Below are 23,171 nucleotides of genomic sequence, written 5' to 3' on the forward strand. Positions count from 1 at the left end.
CCGGAACTAACCGTCCTGACCGTCGTGGTGCGCCGGATAGGCGTGAACGAGCGCGCTGTTGAGTTTTGGCACAGCGTGGGTCAGCTCGTGTTCGGCGTCGTGGGCGATGCGGTGGGCATCCTCGAGGCTGGTGCGGGGGTCGATGTCGAGTTCGGCGTCGGCGTGCAGCTGGTGCCCTATCCAGCGCATCCGGATGCTTCGCACACTGCGGACACCGGGCCGGGCGGCTAGGCACGCTTCGGCGGTGTCCACGAGCTTGGGGTCCACCGCATCCATGAGCCGGCGGAAGATGTCGCGCACCGCGCGGTACAGCACCGCCACAATCGCCACCGTGATGATCATGCCGACGACCGGGTCCGCGATGGGGTAGCCGAGAGCAACACCGATCGCCCCGAAAAGCACCGCCAGCGAGGTGAATCCGTCGGTTCGCGCGTGGAGGCCGTCGGCGACGAGGGCCGCTGAGCCGATGCGGCGGCCGATCCGAATCCGGTAGCTCGCCACGCCCTCGTTACCGAGGAAGCCGATCACGCCGGCCGCGGCAACCCAGCCGACGTGCTCGACGGCAACGGGGTGCATGAGCCGCAGGACGGCTTCGTAGCCGGCGACGATCGCCGACAGGGCGATCATGGTGATGACGAACAAGCCGGCGATGTCTTCGGCGCGCCCGTAGCCGTAGGTGTAGCGGCGGGTTGGCGCGCGTCGGCCCAACGCGAACGCGATCCAGAGCGGGATCGCGGTCAGCGCGTCCGAGAAATTGTGAATGGTGTCGGCGGCCAGGGCGATGGACCCGGACGCGACGACGATGACCACCTGCAAGGCCGCGGTCGCGGCCAAGCCGATGAGGCTGATTTTGACCGCCCGAATACCGGTCGCACTGGATTCGAGGGCCGTGTCGACGCTGTCGGCCGCGTCGTGGCTGTGCGGGACCAAGGCGTGGGTGAGGATGCCGCGAATTCCGTGGCCATGCCCGTGACCATGCTCGCCGTCCGCGCTCATCCGGGTGTTGCCCGCTTACCTGCATGCATACGCAGATAATAAGCCACCCGGGATGGCTCACGCGACCCCGGTCTGGCTAGTCCTCACCTGCGGCGGTAGGCAGCCTGATTGTGATGTTGGCGCCACCGCCAACTCGATTCTCGGCGGTGACCGAACCGTGGTTGCGCTGCGTCAGGGTTTCGACGATGGCCAATCCGAGACCGGTGCCGCCGGTGGTCCGCGCGGTGTCGGCGCGCGTGAAGCGTCGAAAAGCACGGGGGAGGAAGTCGGGCGGGAATCCGGGACCATGGTCACCGACGCGGATCTCGACAATTTCAGCGGTGACGTGGACGCCGATGGTGATCGGCGGCGCTCCGTGCTGGGCCGCGTTGTCTATGAGATTGGTGACGATCCGGTCCAGGTCATCCGGATATGCGCGAACGTATTGTCCTGCGGGGCAGTCTATCTCAAGCCGGTCACCCAGGCTGCGGCGGTAGCGTTCACCGATGCCGGCCAGGGCGGTGCTCAGGTCTGTGGTCGGCGGATCGGCTCTCCTGTCCGTGTCCGCGACCGTGAGCAGATCGCGGGCCAAGCGGGACAGGCGACTTGTCTCTTGCAGGGCGGAGCGCAATGCGGCCACCAGCTCGGGATTGCTGCGTGGGCGCCGCAGGCCGAGCTCGAGTTCGGTGGTCAGCAAACTCAGCGGCGTCCGGAGCTCGTGGCCCGCGTCGATCACGAACTGTCGTTCTCGCTCCAGCGCGTCTTGTAGTCGCCGTAGCAGGTCATTGAAAGTCGTTCCGAGATGTTGAATTTCATCGCGGGCCGGAGGCACGGGCAGCCGGGCCCCCGCATCGCCGACGCTGATCCCGGCGGCCCGGGTGCGCATCCGTTCGACCGGCCGAAGCGCGGCGGCGGCCAAAAGGTAGGCACCGATGGCGGCGGCCAACAGCAGAAACGGGAAACTGACCGCCAGCTCATCGCGCAGGTCCGCGACCGCGGCGTCCCGGTCGGCGAGACTCTGGGCCGCCACGACGACGCGTCCGCCGGGTGCCGGGCCCGCCGCCAGCCGTACCGGCGCCGGGAGACTGCCGAGCCGCTCCTGATCGGTGATCAGTTTCCCGCGGCGGGCGCTGTCCAGTTGGGATGGCGACAGGGCGCTCTTGCCACCCAAATTCGAGGTTGCCGCCAGCACTTGGCCCCCGGGGGCGACGATCTGCTGTGCGGTGTCGGGATCGCCGCCGGCCAGCAGTGGATCGTCGTCCGCTGCGATCGGACCCAGGTTGGCGAGCTGAGTGGAAAGGGACTCGGTGATCGCCGCATCGAGCGATTCCTTGGTGTGGGCGACCGTGAGTGTCGCCACGGCGAATAACACCAGTCCCGTCACGGCGGTGAAGGCGACGGTGAGCCTGATCCGGATCGGCCAGCGCCGGATCATCGGCTCGTTTTCTCGGGCACACCACCGTCGGCGCGCATCCGATAGCCGATTCCGCGGACAGTTTCGATGGAGCGCACCCCGAACGGGCGGTCGATCTTGTCGCGGAGCGCACGGATGTGAACGTCGATGACATTCGAACGCGATTCGTAGGCGAAGTCCCAGCAGTGTTCCATCAACAACTCGCGGGTGAGCACCGTGCCGGGCCGACGCATCAGCAGCTCCAACAGCCCGAATTCCTTTGTCGTCAAGTCGATTTCGACTACACCGCGCCAGCATCGGCGACTGGCCGGGTCGGCGCGTAGCGCTCCGGCGGTCAGTACCGTGGGTCGTGGCGTCGGCCCGCGGCGAATCAGCGATCGCAGCCGAGCGAAGAGCTCGTCGAGGTGAAACGGCTTGGTGAGGTAGTCGTCGGCACCGCCGTCGAGCCCGGTGACTCGGTCGGCGATTGCGCCGCGGGCGGTGAGCATCAACACCGGCACCCAGTTCTGCCGGCGCCGCCATCTCTGGCAGACCTCGAAGCCCGACATCTCTGGCAGCATGACGTCGAGGACCACGGCGTCGTAGTCGCAGACGGTCGCGGCCTGGTAGCCGGTGGGGCCGTTGGAGGCGACGTCGACGGCGTAGCCCTCTTCGATCAGACCGCGGCGGAGTAGGTCTGCCATTTTGGGCTCGTCCTCGACCACCAGCACTCGCACGGCCGCCACCATCCTCTCTCTATCCGGAGATGCCAACAGGCCTTCACCCATCATCGCCTCCAAGCGAGGTAAAGCAGGTGTAATCGGTGTTGATGAAGCTGCGATGAGGACATGCCGCGGCGCCGGGCGGCTTCATCGTGGCTTCATGAAGAAGCGGTAGACCGACGGCCATGGCCTGCGTCAAGCATGCTTTTGTGGGAATCGCGATCGCCGCCACGGTGCTGGCGGGTTGTGGTTCGGGCTCCAGGACGGGCGCTGGGAGTAGCAGCGAGCCGGCCGGCAAGACTCATGCGGCGGCGACGACCACCGACGCCGACTGGAAGCCCGTGGCCGAGGCGCTCGGACGAGGCGGAAAGCTCGGCGACAACAACACCGCCTTTCGAGTCGCACTGGTGCGCAACGACCTTCAGGTCACGACCGACGGTGTGACGATCAAGCCGGGACTGTCGCTGGGCGGATATGCGGCGTTCGCGCGCTATGACGACAATCAGACACTCATGATGGGCGATCTGGTGGTTACGGAGGCCGAGTTACCGAAGGTCACCGACGCGCTTCAGTCGCACGGCATCGCCCAGACGGGGCTGCACAAGCATCTGCTGCAACAGAATCCGCCCATTTGGTGGACCCACGTCCACGGCATGGGTGATGCCGTCCAGCTTGCGCAGGGCCTCAAGGCGGCGCTCGACGCGACGTCGATCGGCCCGGCCACGCCGCCGCCGGCGCAGCAGCCGCCGGTCGACATCGACATTGCCGGCATCCAGCAGGCATTGGGCCGCAAAGGAACTCCCGATAACGGATTGTTCAAGTACAGCATTCCCCGCAAGGACAACATCGTCGAAGACGGGCACGTGCTGCCGCCGGCGTCGCTGAATCTCACGACCGTCATCAACTTCCAGCCCGTCGGCGGCGGCCGGGCGGCGATCAACGGAGACTTCATCTTGATCGCCCCCGAGGTGCAAAAGGTCATTCAGGCGTTGCGCGCCGGCAACATCCAGATCGTCGAGCTGCACAACCACGGACTCACCGAGGAACCGCGGCTGTTCTATATGCACTACTGGGCCGTCGACGACGCGGTTGCCCTGGCGAGGGCCTTGCGACCGGCGCTCGACGCCACCAACCTGGGCGGCTAGCCCGCAGGTGGGTCCTCAAAACAAGACGAGGCCAAGCGCTCCCGTCGCGGCCACGACGTAAGGCTCGTTGACCTTGAATCGCCACAGCACCGCGAGCGTCATTACGGCGATGCCGGCGGTGATCCAGTCGGTGACGGCTTGCCGCGTAAGCACCACAACGGCGCCGCAGAGCGCCGCGCCGGCGGCCGCGGTCGCGCCGGCGACAAAGGCGCGAACCTGGGCGTTTTCGCGGTGCCGCAAGAACCAGCGGCCGGGTACGACGACCCCGAGGTAGATCGGGGTGAAGATCGCGACGCTGGAGACGATCGCTCCGGGCAGTCCCGCGACCAGGTAGCCGATGAAGCCAGCGCTGATCACGACCGGCCCGGGCGTGATCAGCCCGATGGCCACTGAGTCAAGAAATTGGTTGTTGGTAAGCCAGTGATGCTGGTCAACGACGCCCGCACGCATGAAGGGCACGATCGCTAACCCGGACCCGAACACAATGGCCCCGGTTTTCAGGAAGAACAAGGCCAGCGACGCCAGTGTCCCCCCACCGGCGAATGTGCCGATCCCGACCACCAGTGGCATCGATTTCGGCTGGTCCTTGGTGCCGGCCACGTCGTCTGGGGGTTTGCGGCGGCGCAGGTGGATCCGTGGCCGGCCGTCGAGCACGATCATCAACAGACCCGCGCCGACGATGACCAGCACCGGTTCGGAGCCCGTGAGCGCGGTGAGCGTGAATACCGCCGCGCTGATGCTCCACAATCGCCAGTCGTTGCGGTCGGTCAGTTTGATCAATTTGATTGCGGCGATGGTGATGATCGCCATGACCGCTGGGGCGATGCCGTAGAACAGCGCCTGAACGACACGCGAGCCCGAGTAGTGGGAGTAGACGGCGCCCACCGCCACCACGATGACAAACGAGGGTGCCACGAAGGCCGCTGCGACCGCAGCCGCACCAAGCGCGCCGCGGCGCAAGTAGCCGACCCACATCGCGACCTGTGCCGCAAGGGGCCCGGGCATGGTCTGTCCGAGGGCCACACCGTCGAGGAAATCCTTGCGGTCCATCCACCTTCGCTGTTCGACCAGGTCGCGCTGCATGTAGCCCACAGTGGCGATCGGTCCGCCGAATCCGATCGCGCCCAGCTTCGCGAAATACGCGAGGATCCGGCGGAAAGCCACGTCGCTGGTGGGCTCGGCGTCGGACGATTGGTGTTCCCCATCGGGCGACGGGTTCGGGCCTGCCTCACTCATATCGAGTATTTAGCCAGGGTTGCGCCTGACAATCGACTCTTGCACCCGCCGTGCGGCGAAGCGGCAAACCAACGCCGCGTCCGGCGGTCAACGCGGATGTCGCGATCGCCCTCACGGGCAGTGTTGTGGCCCAGAGCATTGCGAGGGCCGCTCAAATGGTGACGACGTTAACGGCTAGCGATATGACGACTGCGATCGTGCGGACTTGGCGATAGCGCCGTTGATCGCTCGGGGACCGAAGGTCGGCATACGCAGACAGGAAGAGATACGTCAGTACGGGTGCGAGCCAGTCGTTGGCAGAAAAGCCGGGGAGTCCGTCGCTGTTCAGTTGTGGCATGTTGGCCGAGATCCGCCACAGGAACACCGCGGCCGCGCTCAGGACACCGACGGCAACGACATCGGGCCAGGCGGTCCGCGAAAGCCGCCACGCCGCCGCGGTTAACGCGAGCAGGCCGGTCAGTGCAGCCGTCAGCGCGATGTGCGTCGCGCTGAATTGACCGGCCTCTCCAGCGAGATCAGTTGACGCACAGACTGTTTGGATCACCCGAGAGCCCTGAATTCCCCAGCGGTCAGTCGTTATCCGGGGCTTCGGTGCCGACGAAGTGGAAGCCTTGGTCCAGGTGTACTTCCACCTGATTGCCGTCGGATTTAGTAACGAGCACCCCGTAATAGGCGGCGCCCTCGTTGGTTTCCTTTTCGACCTTCCCGGCTTTACCCGGTATGGCTTGTACCGCCGCGGCGCGGGCCTGATCTGCGGCTGGCCCGGTGATTTCCTGGTCATCGGCGACAGCGACGCCAACGCCAATGGCCGTGAGCGCGGCGGCGCCGGCTACGCCGATACCGATCATCGTTATAGCCCTCATCGATTCATTCCCTTCCCGATTCGTGAGCTGATTGCGCAAGCGACGCTAGCGCCGGCACATGAAGCCACGATGAAACTGACCAGATGCGTCAACATGGTTCGGTGAGTAGCAATCCGGCCGCCAATGCACGCACGGAAACCCCTGTATCCGAACAGGACTCATAAGGCCCGTGGATCCGGACCGGCGCGTTCCGGGCTACGCACCGCGCATCTCGAGGCGTGAGCCCACGCTGTTGGGGATAAGGCATCGGGCATTGCTTGGGCAAGCGCGTATAGGCGCGCCACCCGGTGCAGTGGGCCGGGAAGACGGTCCCGGCCCCGATGCTGACCAAGGCCTCGACGGTGGTCATATCGCGATACCCCTACGGGGTGGGGCGAGTACGCAGATTGCGGACGGACGATACGCGATGTTGAGAACGTTCGATAAAGTGTGGTGCTGAGCCAATTGGAGGTTGTGGGTGACCGATTGGTCCGGTGAGCGCTTCGAGGATTTGAACCCCGGAGAGGGGACCAAACCGGGTCCGACTGGGCGAACTGAAGACCAACGACCACCCGCGGGCCCTCACCAACAGACGCCTGCCGGTCTGCGGAGTGGCCCGAGGCCGCGCAAGTGTCGGAAGCGGTTAATTCTCGCCCTGGTCGCCGCGGCAACACTGGTGGCGGTGGTCGCCGTTGCTGTAATCGCGATGGTCAGTCGGGGCCGGGAGGGGGCCGGGAGGTCGGCCGGCGACGCCGTCAAACGGTATTTGGAGGCGCTCGCCCGCGGAGACGCTGAGACGGCGCTGTCCTACGGCATCGATCCACCGGCCACCCAGGAGTTCTTGACCGAAGCGACGCTCAAAAATCAAGTCACGCGGTGGCCTATCCGAAACATCCGAGTCCTGCACGACAATTCGTCGGATCCCGACACGACGCTGAGCATGGCACACGTACATGTCGTCGCTTCCTTTGGTGACCAAACGTCCGATGCGGTTCTGAATGTGCGGATGGACCACAACCGTTGGAAACTGCCGTCGGCGGCGATCAAGTTCTTCCCGGGTATGGGTGCATCAATGGGTAATGCCGCCGCGAAGACGATCACACTGTTTGGCAGGCCGATCGGCGACGCAACGGTTTATGTATTTCCGGGGTGGATCGACATCGGTACCGTCAACCCGTATGTGTCGGTGACGGTCCCACCGCTTCTGCTCGACCAGCTCACGATGGCTGCGCCTTATTGGGTTTACCCGACCTTCGCGTTGGCGGATAGGGGACGCGACGCGGTGAGCGCGCAACTGGCCGGGGCGATGGTCCGCTGCCAAGCCTCCAGTCTCCTAGCGCCCCCCGGCTGCCCGGTACACCTGGACTCCTACGGAGTGGCCGAAGGCACGGCCCTTTGGGGTGCGGCCGACCTGAGTGCGATTCGGTTGGACAAGTTCGATCCGTACCGCATGACGCAGTCGTTCTCAGGCCAGATTCGCGTACCGGTCACCGTCAAGACGTCGGGCGGGGTTACTAAACAGCAGGACGTCAGCGAATCCGTATCGGGGATCGCCGATCTGGCCAAGACGCCGCCCGAGCTCACATTCCACTAGTCCGGTCCCCGACGGGCCCGTTGGTCGAGACCCGTCGGGAGCCACGGATCCTCTTGTGGCACTGGCTGATCCGGCGGCTTGCAACGCCTAGCAGTTGGCGTGGGGGATGCAACCGGTGCTACCGCCGGGGACATTGCCGTCGGTGGGCGGCGCGGGAGTTCCGGCGGGTGTGGAAGGTGCGGGCGCCGGCGCCACGGTGGACGTGGGCGTCGCGACGGGTACGGGTGAGCTTGTGTCGCTTAGCAATACGCCGCCGCCGACTCCGGTCGCCAACGCAACCACGGCAGCGCCGCCGATCAGCGCCATCTTGGTCTTGACGCGAGACTTCATGGGATTCTCCATTCTTTTCGGTAATGGTGGTCTGCCGCTAGCAGTTGGCGTGCGGGATACAACCGGTGTCGGCACCACCGCCTGGGGCGTTGAAGTCCCGGCTGGGTGAACCGCTGGCGGGCGTTCCGGGTGCCGCTGGAGGCGGCGTGGGGGCCGCGCTGGTGGTGGGCGTCGCGATGGATTTGGGGGTGGATGCGTCGCCTAACACGACGCCGCCGCCGATTCCGGCCGCTAGAGCGACCATGAATGCACCGCCGGCGAGGGCGATCTTGGTCTTGGGTAGAGATGGCATCGAACTCTCCATTCGTTGTTGCTTTGTGCTGTGCCTCCAGCATTGCGGGACATACCCCCGGGGGGTAGGGACTTTAGACCCTTTCCGCGCAGCACCCGGCTGGTCGTGGCGTCGGGTCAGCTCCGCATGAAGCCGATCGCGGTGTAGTCCACGTCCGCGATACCGCTTGCCCCGAAGTTGGCCACGGAGCTGCGGACCGCGACAACGCCTGCCGATTGGGTCAGCGGCAGGCTGAATCCTTCGGCCCAGATGAGTTTGTCGACTTCGTTGGCCAGCGCACGTGCCTTGCGCGGATCAAGTTCCTCGAGCGTCGCCTCGATCTTGGTATCGATCTCGCGAGTGCCGATCTTCCCGAAGTTGTTCTGTCCGCCCCTCGCATAGATCGTGGCGAGCGGTGCGAGCGGGAAGGCGTCGCCGACCCAGCCGAATTGGGCGATATCGAAAGCTCCGACGTTGATGTAGTTGCTGAAGAAGTCGCTGCCGGCCTTGGGGCGGAGGTCGAGTCTGACGCCGATCTGGGCGAGGCCGTGTTGCGCGATCAAAGCGGTTTGTCGGCTGCTCGGTTCGTCATAGAACAAGTCGACGACGACGAGCTGGTGACCGTTCTTCTCGCGGACGGCCCCGTTGAGTTTCCATCCCTGCGTGTCGAGTTCTCTTTTGGCGGTGTCCGGATCGTAGGGAACGATGGCGCCGTGGTCTTCGTAGCCTTCCTGCCCGGCGACGTAGATGTGGTTGTTCAATGGGATTGGGTCGTCCGTCAGGCCGTGCTCAGTTACTTTCGCGATGGTCTGCCGATCGATCGCCTTGGCAACGGCGAGGCGCAACGCCGGATCGGCCAGGATCGACCCTGGCGCACCGTTGAAGGTGAAGTGATACCAATTGGGTGCCGGCGCACGCCGAATCGAGATCCCCGGGGTGCGACGCGCGATCGTCAATTGGTCCAGTGTCCCCACGATGGTCGCGTCGATCGTGTTGTTCTGCAGGGCGGGTGCTCTGGCGGTTTGATCGAGCACCAGGTACGAAATGCTGTCGAGGAGCGCAGGCTTGCCCCACCATTTCGGGTTGCGGGTCAACACAATTCGCTGCTTCGCCTGATCCAATACGGAGACGATGAACGGGCCGGCCGATGGGCCGGGGCGCTCGAGTTGACCCGTATTGAAAGCCTCGGGCGTAGCGGTCATGCTGGTGGGCAGCAACAAGCTGTTCCCCGAGAACATGCCGCGCCACTCGGCATACGGCTTGGCGAAGGTGACGACGGCTTGGCGGTCGTCGACACCGCGCGTCACCGACGCGACCCGGTCCGCGCCGTTTGGTCCGACGATCGCGAAGGTGGTGTCGGTGCCGCTGAGGGCGTGAATCTGGCTGGCGATGTCTTGCCAAGTGATCGGTTTTCCATCGGACCACACAGCCTTCGGATTGATGGTGTACTTCACCACTTGTGGTGCCGTGCTTGTGAGTTCGATGCTGCTGAAGTAGTCGGTGTTGATCGTCGCCGAGCCGTCCGGGCCGATTATGAACGCTCGTGGCATCGTCGGGTTCATCACCGCGGCGGAATCGGGATCGTTGCCGTCGATATTCAATGTGTTGAAGTTGGACGGGAACTCAGCCAGCGGCAGCCGCAGATCGCCGCCGTTTTGCAGCGTCGCGGGATCTTGCTGATTGATATCGCGGGTGGTGCCGACCTCAGACTTCCCGCCGGCGGAGGGCATAGTTTCGGCGCCCGTCGAACAGCCTGTGACGGTGAGCAGTGCGGCCGCGACCGTGACGAGGCGTCCGCCAACCGAGGCCCAGCGGATCATCTTCGACAACCGCCTCCCGTCGCCGAACATTACGCAGATACGACAGCTTGATCCCGTCGTGAAGAACACGCAAGCGCGGGGGGTGGTTCGGTGGGCCCGCGGATGCTCTAAGCCACAGCGTCTTGCAGGTGCGACTGACAAACGCGACGTGCGACTCAGCTTCCTGATCGCCGTTGAGCGCCCTGCGGGAGGGAGAGACCGTCCCGAAGCCCGCGGGCAATCTGGTCGGAGTTGGCGGGACCGAGGCCCGGCGGCGACTCGCAGGAACAGCTGAGGTTGTTGAAAGTGGCGGGGTCACCCGTGGCCGTGGCCGCGACGCCGGTACCGGCCAGCGCGATCGTGGCGCAAAACAGGGTGTTCGCGATCAATGAACGCGCTGTCGACACGCGGCTTTGCGCGGCATCGCGAGACTTGCGGCCGACGAAATCGCGGCGATGGTTCTCTGCCACGTTCACGGATTTACCATACCCCTGTACCGTACTGGGAGCGCTATAGCAGCGTGCCCAACATCAAGGCCGTGGCGGCCGACGTACACGCCTGATAAAGCGGTTCGAAGTGCCCTAGCCGCCCGCCGTGCCACGCCGCGCTTACCCTGCGCCGAGCCACGTAACGGCATATCCAAAACAGCGCCGCGATCGCGAATCCGGAGGCCACGATCACGTTCACGGCGGCGATCCACTCGGCTGCGGGTTCGGCACGAGACATTTCGTGCGCAGACATGGTCGTCGCGGAGATATCCACGGCAATCGCGGCCGGCTGGGCATGATCGGACGAGTGGCCGAGCCGACCAGGCCCTCCGCCGTCCATCGCCACGAACATCCATGCCATCGTCGCCATCATCACGGCGTAGTAGCCGTTGGTCAGCCGATCACCGCCGAAGGTCGATCTCTGCCCGGCCAAACCGGCGAACCAGGCGCCTCCCAGCAGGAAGAAAATAACTAGGCCCGCGGTGGGTAGATTCATTGAGACGCCCCAGGCCATCAAGATCATCGCAATCGACATCGCGAGATGTAGCAAGTGGTTGACAGTACTTGTCCAGCGGCCACGTTGCGCGAGAAGGACATACACGTACGTAGCGATGCTGGTTCCGAAGATCGTACTGACAATCCATCGTTGAGCGACGTCGCCCATTAAGCCCGAAGACATCGCGTCAACGGTATGCGCCGCGCAAGGGAGAGCAGGCGACGCAACGGTATCGATTCACACCCATCTCTGCCTTTTCGGTCATGCACATCAACAGTCCAGGCCCCGACGGATGGTCGAGGCCTGGACTGAAGCTGGTCAATCGTTGCAGGTGCAGCCGGGGTGTCCACAGGAGCAACCGCTGGCTTGGGTGCAACCGGAGTCGCCGCAGCTGCACCCGGTGGATTTGCAATTACAGACGTGAGTATCGTTCATGTCTGGAACTATACCCCGGTAGGGTATCGAGTTGTCAAGCGCTCGGGTGTTCCTGTCGCCGATCCAGCCACGGGTCGCACAGCCCGGATCCTTACGATCAGGAGCGAACCAGTCGTGCGATCGCCGCGGAGGCCTCGGCGAGCTTCACGTCGGCCTCGCTCCCTCCTTGCGCGAGTGCTTGGCTTACGCAGTGTTCGAGGTGGTCGTCTAACAGGTTCAACGCCACAGATCGCAAAGCGCTGCTGGCCGCACTGATTTGGGTGAGGATGTCGATGCAGTACTTGTCATCGTCGATCATTTTGGCGATGCCCCGAATCTGGCCCTCGATTCGGCGCAGTCGCTGAGCGTAGCGGTCCTTGTTCGCTACGTACCCGTGCCCGGTTTCCATCTGAGCCCCCTGCGCTTGATCATCGAGTCGTTCTCGGCGCTTGCCGCCGGGACGAGTTGGTCTGCCGCCAAAATATTGCTGACAACCAAGTTTACCCCGTGGGGGTACATGAAGACGATTTGCTACCCGCCGCTTCACGTGTCCCATCACCGGGCGATGTGACCCTTAATCGTTAAGCGCTGCCGGCATCAGTCGGACGGTGTCGGCGCCGGCCGCCATGTGCCGCCGGAGGCTCCAGACGCTGTGCCCAACCCCGTAGGTCCGGATCACGGGCTCGAGGTCGACCTTCAGAAAACAGACCCGCGTTTCGCCCGCACGCCGGGACTTCTCGTACGCGCTGAGAATCTGTCGGCCCATCCAGAAACCGCGGAAGACGTTTGCTCCCTCCACGTCGGCCCAGTCGAGGATCTCAGCGCGACCGTGCAACTGGATCGTCGCCGGTGAGACGAATCGGATCACCCGCCGTTGCAGCGGCACCACCAACGACACGTGCGGGTTGTGCGCGATGTTTCGCGCCTTCTTCAGATGACGCCTCGTCATGACATACAGCACCACCGCGCCTCCGCTTGCCGATGCGCCGTAGTTGACGCCCGCCGAGGCGGGCCGGCCATGCTCGTCGACGGTGGAGAGGATCGCGAAGTGGTGGGCCATTAGCTGTCGCACCACGCGCTTGGGTGTCACGGGCCGGTTCATGGGAGGGTAAGCGACTCTCCCGCGCCCGGCCCGACGACGATCGAAGCGGCTGTATGCGCCATCATGTGTTGGCTCCCAAATGAATTGACATCGGCGGTGGGCCCAGCGTCGACCCGCCCAGGGTGCGCGATGTGCGGGCGGCCAGCAGGCGTTGCCGTTCACCGCGAAGCTCTGCCGCGAGGTCGTGCTCGAGCGCCGGAACCGCCAAGCCCCGACGGCGCAACTGCCGATCCAGCGCGGCGATGAACAAGCCCTCACCCGTGCGGCGGCACGCGAGCACGGCGCGCTCGTTCATCACATCGCGAGTCAGGGCTGCGGCCGGACAGGACGCGACCACCTCCAGCGAGGCCCGCATATCCAGGGTCGTCACCACCCCACACGACGGCGAGGCGCCGATGCCCACCATGCCGGCCACCGTGAAGCCGGAACGTTGGTAGTCGGCGACGTCGCGAACCACCCGTCGCGCCAATCGCCAATAGACGAGGCGAGTCCAGGCAACGAACGCGCGTAGCAACAGGCCGCGCAGCGGGTACAGGAACCCGCCCTTGGAGTGGTACAGGGGCAGGCTGTGGGGCTTGAGTACGCCGCCCCAGGCCAGCCGCTCCGGGCAGGGCAACTGGTGAATCCCGTAGCCCGCTGCGATCAGCTCGTCGACCGCCTCAGCCACCGCACCCGGTCGGGTGGCGCCGCCGGCGTAACGCGTGTTCTCGTTCAGCAGGCAGTGCGAGACGAGCATGACTCGTCGACCGCGCTCGTCACGCAATTGGTCGAGCAGCAGCTGCGGTCGCCTGCCACGCATACCGAGAGCATCGACGCCCGCACGCATGTTCAGTAGGGGCCAAGGTCACCGAAGGTCGGGTCCTGTTGGTTCTGGCGGGGTGGCCTCGTCGTGGGACAAAGTGGGACCAAGCTGTATCCACCAGAAGCGGAACCGAAGTGTCAGTGCTGGAGGAAGTGTCCTTCGACTCAAACGGGGTGTCTTGCGCGGCTGACGTCTACCTGCCGGCGGGCGCGAATGACAGCCTCGCCTGCGTGGTGATGGGGCACGGCGGGAGCGCCACCAAGCGCCTCGGGCTGCCCGCGTACGCGGAGAAATTCACCGCGGCCGGCCTGGCGGTGCTGGCGTTCGACTACCGGCATTTCGGAGCCAGCGGGGGCGAGCCTCGCCAAGTGATAGACGTTGCCGAACAACAAGATGACTACCGGTCGGCCGTGCGATACGTGCGCGGCCGCGAGGACATCGATGCGCGCCGGGTCGCTTTGTGGGGTACCTCGCTCAGCGGTGGCCACGTGTTGGCCGTAGCAGCTACGGACCCGGCAATCGCCGCCGTGGTGTCACAGGTCCCGCTCATCGACGGCTGGCACCGCGGCCGCGGGCTACGCGAGCGTCTCGATTGGGATGTGACGCGGCGGACGCTGCAATTCACGCTCGCCGCGGTGCGCGATGTGATTGGCGCAAAGTTGGGTCAAAGGCCCTACCTGGTTCCCGTCGTTGGCGATTCCGGTGGGGTTGCGGTGTTCACCGAGCCCGAGGCCAGATTCGCGTTCGAGGCACTGGGCGGCGAAGCAGTCGGCTGGCGCAATGCGTTGGCTCCCCGCATGCTTTTTGACTTGCCGCGCTACCGGCAAGGTACGGCGGAGAAGTTGCAGATGCCGGTGTTGATGTGCGTGGGGGACCACGACTTGCAGGCCTCGCCCAGGTTCGCGGCGCGGGTCGCGTCGCGAATCAAAAGCGTTGAACTGCATCGCTACCCGGCGGGGCACTTCGATGTCTACACCGGATCGCTCTTCGAAGAGATCAGCGCGGTGGAGACGGAGTTTCTGTGTCGCCACTTGATGCGGTGTGCCTGACGACTTCAGGACCAGGGACCGGGGAAGCGGCCGTCCTGGTCCTGCACCATCACGATGTCCTTGCAGTCGCCGTTCAGGGCGGCGGCGTTCTCGCCCCGGCACACCAGCGTCCAGCCCGATATCCGCGCGAAGGGCCGGACGGACCAGGTGGTCGCGATCGGCTCGGTGGCCGGCAGGGCGAGGACCGCAAACGTGTTGCCGGCGTTGGTGATGTAGAGGTGGTCTTCGAAGAACGCGATCTTGGCAACCGACATCTTCTTCGCCTCATCGTGCGTCTTCAAAAAGTCCCACTGCTGGCTGCGCAGGTTCCACACCCCAAAGCCGAATGGGGTGCCCTCCGATTCGTGGCCGTCGACAAACAATTTCCCGCCGGACAACGTCGCGGACAGCCCGCCGCCGGGAATGCGGTCGGAGTCGCCGACTTTGATGACGGCCTTGGCGTTCAGGTCGTAGAACATGGTCGACAGCGCCGCGGGATTGGCGGGATCCGAATGGGTGATCTTCACGAGTTTGTCGGGCCCATCGGACAATTCGGCGTCCACGCTGCGAATGTCGTTGTCCTGGAAGATCGGCTCCCCGCTGGGCCGGCGCAGCTCGGCGCCCGACGTCTTGGCCGGATCCGAGTTGCGTTGGAACGCCAGGACGTCCTGCCAGGCGCGCCCGGATTGCGGGTCGTTCCACGGCATCGACAGGTCGGTGGGGGAAAGGATCACCGTCCGCGGCGGCGAAGTCGGGGCGTGGCCGTCGGTGAAGGCGTTGATCCACGCCACGCCCGCCGCGGTCGAGGACAGGCCCCAGTCCTTGGCCGCCGTGAGCTTCAGGTCGGGGGTGGGCGGCTGCAGCTCTTTGGTCGCCAGCGGTTGGCCGGCCTTGAAGTCGTAGGCGTATGCCGTCGCCTTGGTGACTTCGGGTTGTTGCGCCTGCGCGGGTTTGACGGTCGTGACGAGGTAGACGACCTTCATGTCGTCGGCCGTGCCCGTCAGCGCGCAGATGGCGCCCGTGAGGTTTTCGCCGGCGGGGACGGCCGGGACCGGCGGCGCGACGTATTGCCCGGTCTTGGTATCGAAGATCTTGGGGCGGATGTCGTCGAGCGCGGATTTGCCGCCCGAATACTTGTCGGGGCAGCCGAAGTACGCCGTGCCGCCATAGGTCTTCCAGTCCTTTTCCAGCGGACCCGTGATCGGCGCCGGCGACGGAACGGCGCTCGGCTTCGGCTTGGCCGACGAGGTGGTGGGTGTCGCCGCGGGCGGGGCCACGGTAGCCGAGCAGGACGCGATGGCCAGGCAGGCGGCCGGCGCCACGAGGGCAAGCCCGTATTTGGGCATGGTTCGCCCAGTTGACGCCCGCATCGAAAACCCCCGTTAAGTTCGTGTAACCAACGAGCGTAAAGCCGCCTCCGCACGCCCGCGACTTAAGGCGGCCTGCGTCACATGGGCGCCGGTTAGCGGTCGAACTCGATGGGCAGGCTCTTCGGGCCGCTCAGGCTCACCATCGGCTTCCACGGCACCGGCCCGGCCGTGCGCGGGTTGAGCAGGCGGCCGGCGATGACGTTCAGCGCCTCGGCGATCTCCCGGCGGGCCAGGTTGGCGCCCAGGCAGTAGTGCACCCCGCCGCCGAAGGTCAGGATGGGCGGCGCCCCCTCGCGAGTGATGTCCACCCGGTCGGGGTCGTCGTACACCGCCGGGTCGCGGTTGGCCGCGGCGGTGTTGACGAGGACCATCGTTCCGGCCGGGAACAGGTAACCGTCCAGCTCGGCGTCCCGCACCACCAGGCGAATGGTTCCGCACGCGATCGGTGAGTGCCGCATGGTCTCCTCGACGGCCCGCATCGCCAGTTCGGGGTGCTCCTTGAGCAGGCCCCATTGCTCCGGGTGCTCGCAGAGGACATGCACCGACGCGGCCACCTGGTTGCGGGTGGTGTCGGTGCCCGCCAGCAGCAGGCCGCCCGCGAGCATCCGCAATTCGGCGGTGTTCAGGCGGTCGCCGTCGTCCTCCGCGCGAATCAGGTCGGAGAGCAGGTCATCGGTCAGGCTGTGCCGCCGCCGCGCGACCATGTCGTCGACGTAGTCGTCGAGCTCGCCCCACGCGCGCATCACGACCGGCTCGACTTCGCGGATGTCGACGCTGAAGCTGAAGGCCTTGAAGACGTCGTCCGCCCACAGCGAGAACTGCCGCCAGTCCTCGCGCGGGGCGCCGAGCAGCGCGCAGATGATCGGGACGGGATAGGGCCGGGCGAGGTCGGTGACGACGTCGCAGCGGCCCGCGTCGATGACCGTGTCGATCAGCCCGTTCATCACCTCGACCATGGTGTCGTGCAGGCGCAGGGTCGCGCGGGGTGTGAACGCCTTGGACGTCAGGCTGCGCAGGCGATGGTGCTCGTCGCCCTCCAGGCACAGCAGGCTGTTGATCACCTTGTCCCACAGCGGGCCCGACGTGACGCCCTGGGCGAGCAGGTTGATCCCGGGCGGGATCTGGAAGCGAGCGTCGCGCAGCACCGAGCGGACCAGGTGATAGGAGAGGACTTCGGGGCCGTGCGGTCCGATGGCGACCGGCGCCTGCCGCTGCGCCGCCTGCAGGCGCGGATAGACCTCGGCGGGCGATTCCTCGGGACCGTACGCCAGCGTGGGCAGGTCGGCATCGAAAACGCTGGTAGGAGCGGTACCGACGGTCATGGCGGTCTCCTAGCGACAACTTTCACACAATGTATGGCCGCCCCGGGGGAGTGTCAACGACATTGGCCTGCAAAACCGTCGGCCGCCATACACAAAGAAATCTATGTGTGGCCAGCCCTGCCCCGGACCAGCTGGCCGCCGATCAGGGCGACCGCGAACGCGCCGCCGGCAATGCCCGAAATAAGCAGGGGCAGTTGACCATTCGAACCCCACAGGAAGCCCGCCCACAACCCGGCCGCCAGCACGGCCAGCCCGACGCCGCCCTGGAACACCCCCTGCGCGCTGGCCTGATGGTCCTCGCCGACCAGCCCCGAGATCCAGGCCTTGCCGACGCCGTCGGTGCAGCCGGTGAACATTCCGTAGGCGCCGATCAGCAGCCACGCCGTCACCGCGTCGGTGGTCAGCCCCAGCCCTATGTAGCCGATCGCGAAGAAGGTCAGCCCGACTCCGAACAACGCCGGCCTGCCGATGCGGTCGGCCAGCGATCCGGCCGGGTAACTGGCCAACGCATACACCGCGTTGTATCCGACATACGCAAGAATCACCCCGACCACCGAGAAGCCGATCTCGTTGAGCCGCAACAACAACAGGGCGTCGGGAAAGTTCACCACGCTGAACGCGACGAGCAGGGCCGTCACCCGCCAGTACGGCCGCGGCAGCGAGCGCACCCCGGCCCACATGGACTCGCGCTTTTCTCGCGTGGCGTGCCGGCCGCGCTCGCGCACGAGGAAGACCAGCGCCACGGACAGCACGGCGGGCACGATGGCGACGTACAGCAACGGCGGGATCCGGTGGTCCAGCAGCTCGTAGCCCGCCAACCCGAGCAGCGGGCCGACGACCGCGCCGAAGGTGTCCATCGCGCGGTGGAAGCCGAACACCCGGCCGCGCAGGGCGTCGGGCACGTCGGCGACCAGCAGCGCGTCGCGCGGGGCACCGCGCACGCCCTTGCCGAGCCGATCGACGACGCGGCCCGCCAGTACGCCCGGCCACGCCCCGGCGACGGCGACGATGACCTTGCCGAGCGCCGCCATCCCGTAACCGGTGGCGATCAACGGGCGCCGCGCGAACCGGTCCCCGAGCGGGCCCGCCGCCAGTTTCGTCAGCGACGCCGCGCCCTCGGCCGCGCCCTCGACGGCCCCCACCACGGACGGTGGCGCGCCCAGCACGGCCGTCAGGTAGATCGGCAGCAGCGGGTACAGCAGCTCGCTGGCGGCGTCCTGCAGGAACGAGACCCCGGACAGCACCGCGACGTTGCGGGTGAGCCAGCGGGGCCTCGCGTCGGTTTCACCCTTGCGCACGAAGCCGCACCATCCGCGTCGTCGACGTCTCGTCCAGCTCGACGACATCGGACCGCGACCGCAGGAAATCACTGAACGAGCGGAACCCCAGAGACCTTTCGCTGAACGACGGGTCCATCCGCTTCATCTGCGCCTTCACCGCGGAGTTGTGCAGCCAGTCAACGTCGTCCTTGTCCAGGCCGATCTGCAGCGCGCGGGTCAGCAGCGCCGTGGCGGCGGCTTGCGGGTCGGGCGGCTCCGGTTCCTCCGGCTGCGCAGCCTTGGCCTTTCCGGTCCGCCGCTTGGCCGGCTTTGGCTCGGGGTCCGCGGGCTCCGGTTCCAGGGCCGGAACCCCGGGCAGCGAGTCGTAGATGACGAACTCGTCGCAGGCAGCCGCGAGCGCCCGGCTGGACGCGCCGGCCACCCCGATGCCCACCACGTACCGCCCGAGCCGCTTGCAGCGCTGCGCCAGCGGGATGTAGTCGGAGTCGCCGGCCACGATCACCACGTGGGTCAGGTCGGGCAGCCGGAACATGTCCTCGACCGCGTCCACCGCCAGCCGGATGTCGGCGCCGTTCTTGCCGTAGGCCGCCGCGGGGAACAGCTGCACCAGGTCGACCGCGCGGGCCACCAGCTGCCCGCGATACCCGGCGTTGATGTCCGCCGACCAGTCCGCGTAGGCCCGGGTGAGCACGAGCGTCCCGAACGACGAGGCGAAGTCGAGGATCGCCGCGACGTCGACGGTGGCCCGGTCCAGCCGGTCGGCGTACTGCTCGAGCCCCTTGGCCTTGTCCCGCTGGAACGAGTTACGGCCGTGCACCTGGTCATATCGCGAGATCACGATGTTGTCGAAGTCGAGGTAGACGGCCACGCGGGCCGCAACCGGTTCGGTCATGGGCTAAATCATCGCTGAGGCGTCCGGCACTGCGGCGCCCGGAAGCGTTTTCCGTCACGATTGGGCCGTAATGCGTGCCGGAGTGGGTATCCCCCGCGCCATGAACGAGTTGAAGTATCTGGAGCTGCACGGCGATCGCGTCGCGTACCGCGACGAGGGCGACGGCGAGGCGCTCCTGCTCATCCACGGCATGGCCGGCAGCTCGGAGACCTGGCGGTCGGTGATTCCGCCGCTGTCGAAGAAGTTCCGCGTGATCGCGCCCGATCTGCTCGGGCACGGCGAGTCGGCGAAACCCCGCACGGACTATTCGCTGGGTGCTTTCGCGGTCTGGCTTCGCGACCTGCTCGACGAGCTCGGCGTGAGCCAGGCCACCCTGGTCGGCCAATCGCTGGGCGGCGGGGTCGCGATGCAGTTCGTCTACCAGCACCCTGACTACGCCAAGCGGTTGATCCTGATCAGCAGCGGCGGCCTGGGCCCGGACGTGGGATGGGTGCTGCGGCTGCTCTCGGCGCCCGGCGCCGAGCTGGTATTGCCGATCATCGCGCCGAAGCCCGTGCTGTCCATCGGCAACCGGCTGCGGTCCTGGATGAAGAGCGCCGGCATCCAGTCGCCGCGCGGGGCGGAGCTGTGGAGCGCCTATTCGTCGCTGTCCGACGGCGACACCCGGCAGTCGTTCCTGCGGACGCTGCGGTCGGTGGTCGACTACCGCGGCCAGGCGGTCAGCGCGCTCAGCAGGCTGCGGCTGCGTCAAGACCTACCGATCATGGCGATCTGGGGCGAGCGCGACGGCATCATCCCCGTCGATCACGCCTACGCCGCGCACGAGGCCCGCACCGACGCCAGGCTCGAAATCCTGCCCGACGTCGGGCATTTCGCGCAGGTCGAGGCGCCCAGCCAGGTCGTGGAGCTGATCGAGGATTTCATCGCCAACGGTGAGCGCCACGAGTCGGAAAGCGAGCGGCTGCACTCGTAGACCCCGGCAACTCGGTTCCGCGCCGTCGCGCAAGGCGGCCGTAGAATTACCGGGATGCGCAAAGCCGCGCGTACCGCCCTTCCGCCGGGGCCGCCACTGCCCCGGGCGCTACAGGCCGCGTTCATGTTGCACCGCGGGTCACACTTCGTGGCCGCCTGTCGGCGCCGCTATGGGAATGTGTTCACGCTTCGCGTCGCGTCGATGGGCACGCTGGTGTATTTGGCCGACCCGGCCGACGTCAAGGCGGTGTTCGCCGGCGACCCGCGCGTCTTCCATGCCGGAGAAGCGAATTCGATCCTGAGCGGGTTGCTCGGCGACAGCTCGCTTCTGGTGATCGACGACGACATCCATCGGGATCGACGCCGCCTGATGCTGCCGCCATTTCATCGCGACGCCGTCGCACGCCAGGCCGCATTGATGGCCCAGATCGCCGCGGACAAGATCGCGGGCTGGCCGGTGGGCAAGAGCTTCGCCGCCGCGCCCAAGATGTCGGAGATCACCCTCGAGGTCATCCTGCGGACGGTCATCGGCGCCACGGACCCGGCCCGGCTCGCCGCCCTGCGCGCGATCATGCCCCAGCTGCTCACCGTGGGACCATGGGCGACGCTGGCACTGGCGAAGCCCGACCTGCAGCGCCACCTCCCGTGGCGGCGGTTGCGTGAGCGGATGGCCGAAGCCGACCGGCTGCTCTACGCGGAGATCGCCGAGCGCCGCGCGGACCCCAACCTGGCCGACCGCACCGATGTGCTGGCGATGCTGGTGCGCGCTGACGATGCCGGGCACACGATGTCGGACGGCGAGTTGCGTGACCAACTGATGACGCTGCTGGTGGCCGGGCACGACACCACCGCGAACGGCCTGTCGTGGGCGCTCGAGCGGTTGACCCGCCACCCCGCCGCCCTGGCCAAGGCGGTGGCTGCGGCCGAGGCCAGCGCCGTCGGCGATCCGGCCGGCGACGAATATCTCGACGCGCTGATCAAGGAGACATTGCGGGTCCGCCCGGTGGTCTTCGACGTGGGCCGGGTGCTCACCGAACCGGCCGACGTTGCGGGCTACCGGCTACCGGCGGGGGTCATGGTGGCCCCCGGGATTGGGTTGGTGCACACCAGCGCCGCCATCTACAGCCACCCGCAGCGATTCGACCCCGACCGCATGCTGGGCGCCGCCCTGACCCCGACGACGTGGTTCCCGTTCGGGGGCGGCAACCGCCGCTGTCTGGGCGCCGGCTTCGCCTCGGTCGAGATGCGCGTGGTGTTACGCGAGATTCTGCGCCGCGTCGAGCTGTGTACCACGACCGCGGCCGACGAGCGCCAGAAGCTGAAATTCGTTGTCCTGGTGCCACATCGCGGCGCTCGGGTTCGCCTGCGGGCGATCCGGGACGTTTCCGCGGTTAGCGGGCAACCGCAGTTCGCTGGCCGCGGTAGTCCACCTGCCAGTGCTTGATGCCGTTGATGAACGACGACCGCAACCGCTCCGGCTGCGCGAGCGGGGTCAGGTCGGGCACGAGATCGGCGAGCGCGTTGAACATCAACTCGATCGTCATGCGCGCCAGGTTGGCACCGATGCAGTAGTGCGCCCCGGTGCCGCCGAAGCCGACGTGCGGGTTCGGGCTGCGCAGGACATTGAACGAGTACGGGTCGTCGAAGACCTCTTCGTCGAAGTTGGCCGAGCGATAGAACAGCACCACCCGCTGGCCCTTCGCGATCCGGACGCCGCCGAGTTCGGTGTCCCGGCGCGCGGTGCGCTGAAAGGCCGTGATCGGTGTCGCCCAACGGATGATCTCGTCCGCCGCGGTCTTGGGTCGCCGAGCCCTGAACAACTCCCACTGCGCCGGGTAGTCGGTGAAGGCCATCATGCCCTGGGTGATCGAGTTGCGGGTCGTCTCGTTTCCGGCGATGGCCAGCGTGACCACGAACATGCCGAACTCCGCCTCCGACAGGTGCTGGCCCTCGGCGTCGGCCCGGACCAGCGTGGTGACGATGTCGTCGCCGGGATTCTCGCGCTTGCGGGCCGCCAACTGCATTGCGTACCAAATCAATTCGCCGGCGGAGGTGAGCGCGTCGTTGCCGGCGAACTCCGGGTCGTCGCTGCCGATCATGTTGTTGGTCCAGTCGAACAGCTTGTCGTAATCCTCCTGCGGCACCCCCAGCAGCCCGGAGATCGCCTGCAGCGGTAGCTCGCAGGCCACCTGCCGGACGAAGTCCCCCGAGCCCGCCGCCGCGGCCTCGGTCACGACGCGGCGCGCCCGCTCGGAAAGCCCGGCCCGCAGCCGCTCGACCGCGCGGGGCGTGAAGGCCCGCGAGACGATCTTGCGCAACCGGCTGTGCTCGGGGTCGTCCATCATGATCATCGACGCCCGCCCCGCCTCAATCTGCCCGTCCGCCAGGTCTTCTCGGTACCGCGGGACGATCGACTTGGTGGCCGAGGAGAAGACGTCGCTGCGCAGCGAGACATCGCGGACGTCGCGTTGCTTGGTCACCACCCAGTAGCCGCCGTCGCCGAACCCGCCCGCGCCGGGCGCCTGCTCGTTCCACCAGATCGGTTCCGTGGCGCGCAGTTCGGCGAACTCCCGCACCGGGAGGCGGTGGGCATAGATGTCGGGGTCGGTGAAGTCGAAGCCCGGCGGGAGGTTCGGCGTGGCCATCGGCTTCCTCCTCGGACGCGCTTGGGATCGGTAGCAAACCCGACGTGTCTTAC

Annotated in this window: 23 protein-coding genes; 5 read left to right on the plus strand and 18 right to left on the minus strand. The window is 66.5% G+C overall.

Features of this window, described 5'->3' with window-relative positions; genetic code table 11:
• Positions 1 to 6 precede the first annotated feature (6 nt).
• The 3 genes from A5730_RS17015 to A5730_RS17025 all read right to left on the minus strand — a co-directional run bounded on the left by A5730_RS17015 (position 7) and on the right by A5730_RS17025 (position 3,159).
• Entirely contained in the window at positions 7 to 996 is a 990-nt protein-coding gene (locus tag A5730_RS17015) for a cation diffusion facilitator family transporter (RefSeq protein WP_067902737.1), read from the minus strand.
• 76 nt (positions 997 to 1,072) lie between these two features.
• Positions 1,073 to 2,410 carry an ATP-binding protein gene (locus A5730_RS25355; protein WP_067902740.1) on the minus strand — a complete coding sequence of 446 codons (1,338 nt, stop codon included), beginning with the start codon at positions 2,408 to 2,410 and terminating at the stop codon, positions 1,073 to 1,075.
• On the minus strand, positions 2,407 to 3,159 hold the full coding sequence (locus A5730_RS17025) for a response regulator transcription factor (protein ID WP_067903148.1): 753 nt from the start codon (positions 3,157 to 3,159) through the stop codon (positions 2,407 to 2,409). Before A5730_RS17025 ends, A5730_RS25355 begins: the two co-directional genes overlap by 4 nt.
• A 116-nt stretch (positions 3,160 to 3,275) precedes the next feature.
• On the opposite strand from A5730_RS17025, the gene A5730_RS17030 reads away from it, so the two are divergent.
• Positions 3,276 to 4,235, plus strand: a complete 960-nt coding sequence (locus A5730_RS17030) for a DUF1259 domain-containing protein (RefSeq protein WP_067902744.1) — start codon at positions 3,276 to 3,278, stop codon at positions 4,233 to 4,235.
• 15 nt (positions 4,236 to 4,250) lie between these two features.
• Here A5730_RS17030 and chrA read toward each other — a convergent pair whose 3' ends face one another.
• The 3 genes from chrA to A5730_RS17045 all read right to left on the minus strand — a co-directional run bounded on the left by chrA (position 4,251) and on the right by A5730_RS17045 (position 6,319).
• The gene (chrA, locus tag A5730_RS17035; protein WP_067903150.1) at positions 4,251 to 5,399 is read right to left on the minus strand and encodes a chromate efflux transporter; all 1,149 of its coding nucleotides are present in this window, start codon (positions 5,397 to 5,399) and stop codon (positions 4,251 to 4,253) included.
• Between the two features lie 223 nt (positions 5,400 to 5,622).
• Complete coding sequence (locus tag A5730_RS17040) at positions 5,623 to 6,015, minus strand: hypothetical protein (RefSeq protein ID WP_067902747.1); 393 nt, start codon at positions 6,013 to 6,015, stop codon at positions 5,623 to 5,625.
• 25 nt (positions 6,016 to 6,040) lie between these two features.
• Entirely contained in the window at positions 6,041 to 6,319 is a 279-nt protein-coding gene (locus A5730_RS17045) for a PepSY domain-containing protein (RefSeq protein ID WP_231994702.1), read from the minus strand.
• Between the two features lie 676 nt (positions 6,320 to 6,995).
• Between A5730_RS17045 and A5730_RS17050 the strand changes: the two genes are divergently transcribed.
• Complete coding sequence (locus A5730_RS17050; RefSeq protein WP_156745846.1) at positions 6,996 to 7,907, plus strand: DUF4878 domain-containing protein; 912 nt, start codon at positions 6,996 to 6,998, stop codon at positions 7,905 to 7,907.
• Between the two features lie 87 nt (positions 7,908 to 7,994).
• On the opposite strand, the gene A5730_RS24795 is transcribed toward A5730_RS17050, so the two are convergent.
• From A5730_RS24795 to A5730_RS17075, 7 genes are all read right to left on the minus strand, one after another.
• Positions 7,995 to 8,237, minus strand: a complete 243-nt coding sequence (locus A5730_RS24795; protein WP_156745847.1) for a hypothetical protein — start codon at positions 8,235 to 8,237, stop codon at positions 7,995 to 7,997.
• A 408-nt stretch (positions 8,238 to 8,645) separates the two neighbouring features.
• A complete protein-coding gene (locus A5730_RS17055) occupies positions 8,646 to 10,328 on the minus strand; it encodes an ABC transporter family substrate-binding protein (protein ID WP_067903153.1) in 1,683 nt (560 codons plus the stop codon).
• A gap of 155 nt (positions 10,329 to 10,483) precedes the next feature.
• The gene (locus A5730_RS24800) at positions 10,484 to 10,783 is read right to left on the minus strand and encodes a hypothetical protein (protein WP_231994703.1); all 300 of its coding nucleotides are present in this window, start codon (positions 10,781 to 10,783) and stop codon (positions 10,484 to 10,486) included.
• Between the two features lie 34 nt (positions 10,784 to 10,817).
• Positions 10,818 to 11,474 carry a DUF5134 domain-containing protein gene (locus A5730_RS17060; RefSeq protein ID WP_067902756.1) on the minus strand — a complete coding sequence of 219 codons (657 nt, stop codon included), beginning with the start codon at positions 11,472 to 11,474 and terminating at the stop codon, positions 10,818 to 10,820.
• Positions 11,475 to 11,823: 349 nt separating this feature from the next.
• On the minus strand, positions 11,824 to 12,114 hold the full coding sequence (locus A5730_RS17065; protein ID WP_067902759.1) for a metal-sensitive transcriptional regulator: 291 nt from the start codon (positions 12,112 to 12,114) through the stop codon (positions 11,824 to 11,826).
• Positions 12,115 to 12,279: 165 nt separating this feature from the next.
• The gene (locus A5730_RS17070; RefSeq protein WP_067902763.1) at positions 12,280 to 12,807 is read right to left on the minus strand and encodes a pyridoxamine 5'-phosphate oxidase family protein; all 528 of its coding nucleotides are present in this window, start codon (positions 12,805 to 12,807) and stop codon (positions 12,280 to 12,282) included.
• 61 nt (positions 12,808 to 12,868) lie between these two features.
• Entirely contained in the window at positions 12,869 to 13,606 is a 738-nt protein-coding gene (locus A5730_RS17075) for a hypothetical protein (protein WP_197506283.1), read from the minus strand.
• Between the two features lie 137 nt (positions 13,607 to 13,743).
• Between A5730_RS17075 and A5730_RS17080 the strand changes: the two genes are divergently transcribed.
• On the plus strand, positions 13,744 to 14,658 hold the full coding sequence (locus tag A5730_RS17080; protein ID WP_067902769.1) for an alpha/beta hydrolase: 915 nt from the start codon (positions 13,744 to 13,746) through the stop codon (positions 14,656 to 14,658).
• Between the two features lie 5 nt (positions 14,659 to 14,663).
• On the opposite strand, the gene A5730_RS17085 is transcribed toward A5730_RS17080, so the two are convergent.
• The 4 genes from A5730_RS17085 to A5730_RS17100 all read right to left on the minus strand — a co-directional run bounded on the left by A5730_RS17085 (position 14,664) and on the right by A5730_RS17100 (position 19,501).
• Positions 14,664 to 15,983, minus strand: coding sequence for a hypothetical protein (locus tag A5730_RS17085; RefSeq protein ID WP_156745848.1), 1,320 nt, complete (start codon positions 15,981 to 15,983; stop codon positions 14,664 to 14,666).
• Between the two features lie 116 nt (positions 15,984 to 16,099).
• The gene (locus tag A5730_RS17090; protein ID WP_067902775.1) at positions 16,100 to 17,329 is read right to left on the minus strand and encodes a cytochrome P450; all 1,230 of its coding nucleotides are present in this window, start codon (positions 17,327 to 17,329) and stop codon (positions 16,100 to 16,102) included.
• 101 nt (positions 17,330 to 17,430) lie between these two features.
• A complete protein-coding gene (locus tag A5730_RS17095) occupies positions 17,431 to 18,627 on the minus strand; it encodes an MFS transporter (protein WP_067902777.1) in 1,197 nt (398 codons plus the stop codon).
• Entirely contained in the window at positions 18,614 to 19,501 is an 888-nt protein-coding gene (locus A5730_RS17100) for an NYN domain-containing protein (protein ID WP_067902780.1), read from the minus strand. Before A5730_RS17100 ends, A5730_RS17095 begins: the two co-directional genes overlap by 14 nt.
• A 100-nt stretch (positions 19,502 to 19,601) precedes the next feature.
• Here A5730_RS17100 and A5730_RS17105 point away from each other — a divergent pair, with 100 nt between their 5' ends.
• On the plus strand, positions 19,602 to 20,474 hold the full coding sequence (locus tag A5730_RS17105) for an alpha/beta fold hydrolase (protein WP_067902782.1): 873 nt from the start codon (positions 19,602 to 19,604) through the stop codon (positions 20,472 to 20,474).
• A 54-nt stretch (positions 20,475 to 20,528) separates the two neighbouring features.
• Positions 20,529 to 21,917 (plus strand): cytochrome P450, encoded by a 1,389-nt coding sequence (locus tag A5730_RS17110; RefSeq protein ID WP_067902785.1) that lies wholly within the window; start codon positions 20,529 to 20,531, stop codon positions 21,915 to 21,917.
• Here A5730_RS17110 and A5730_RS17115 read toward each other — a convergent pair.
• Complete coding sequence (locus A5730_RS17115; protein WP_067902787.1) at positions 21,865 to 23,118, minus strand: cytochrome P450; 1,254 nt, start codon at positions 23,116 to 23,118, stop codon at positions 21,865 to 21,867. The two genes, A5730_RS17110 and A5730_RS17115, sit on opposite strands and share 53 nt — an antisense overlap.
• Between the last annotated feature and the right edge of the window lie 53 nt (positions 23,119 to 23,171).

It is taken from the genome of Mycobacterium sp. ACS4054 (assembly GCF_001667275.1).
Lineage (GTDB): Bacteria > Actinomycetota > Actinomycetes > Mycobacteriales > Mycobacteriaceae > Mycobacterium.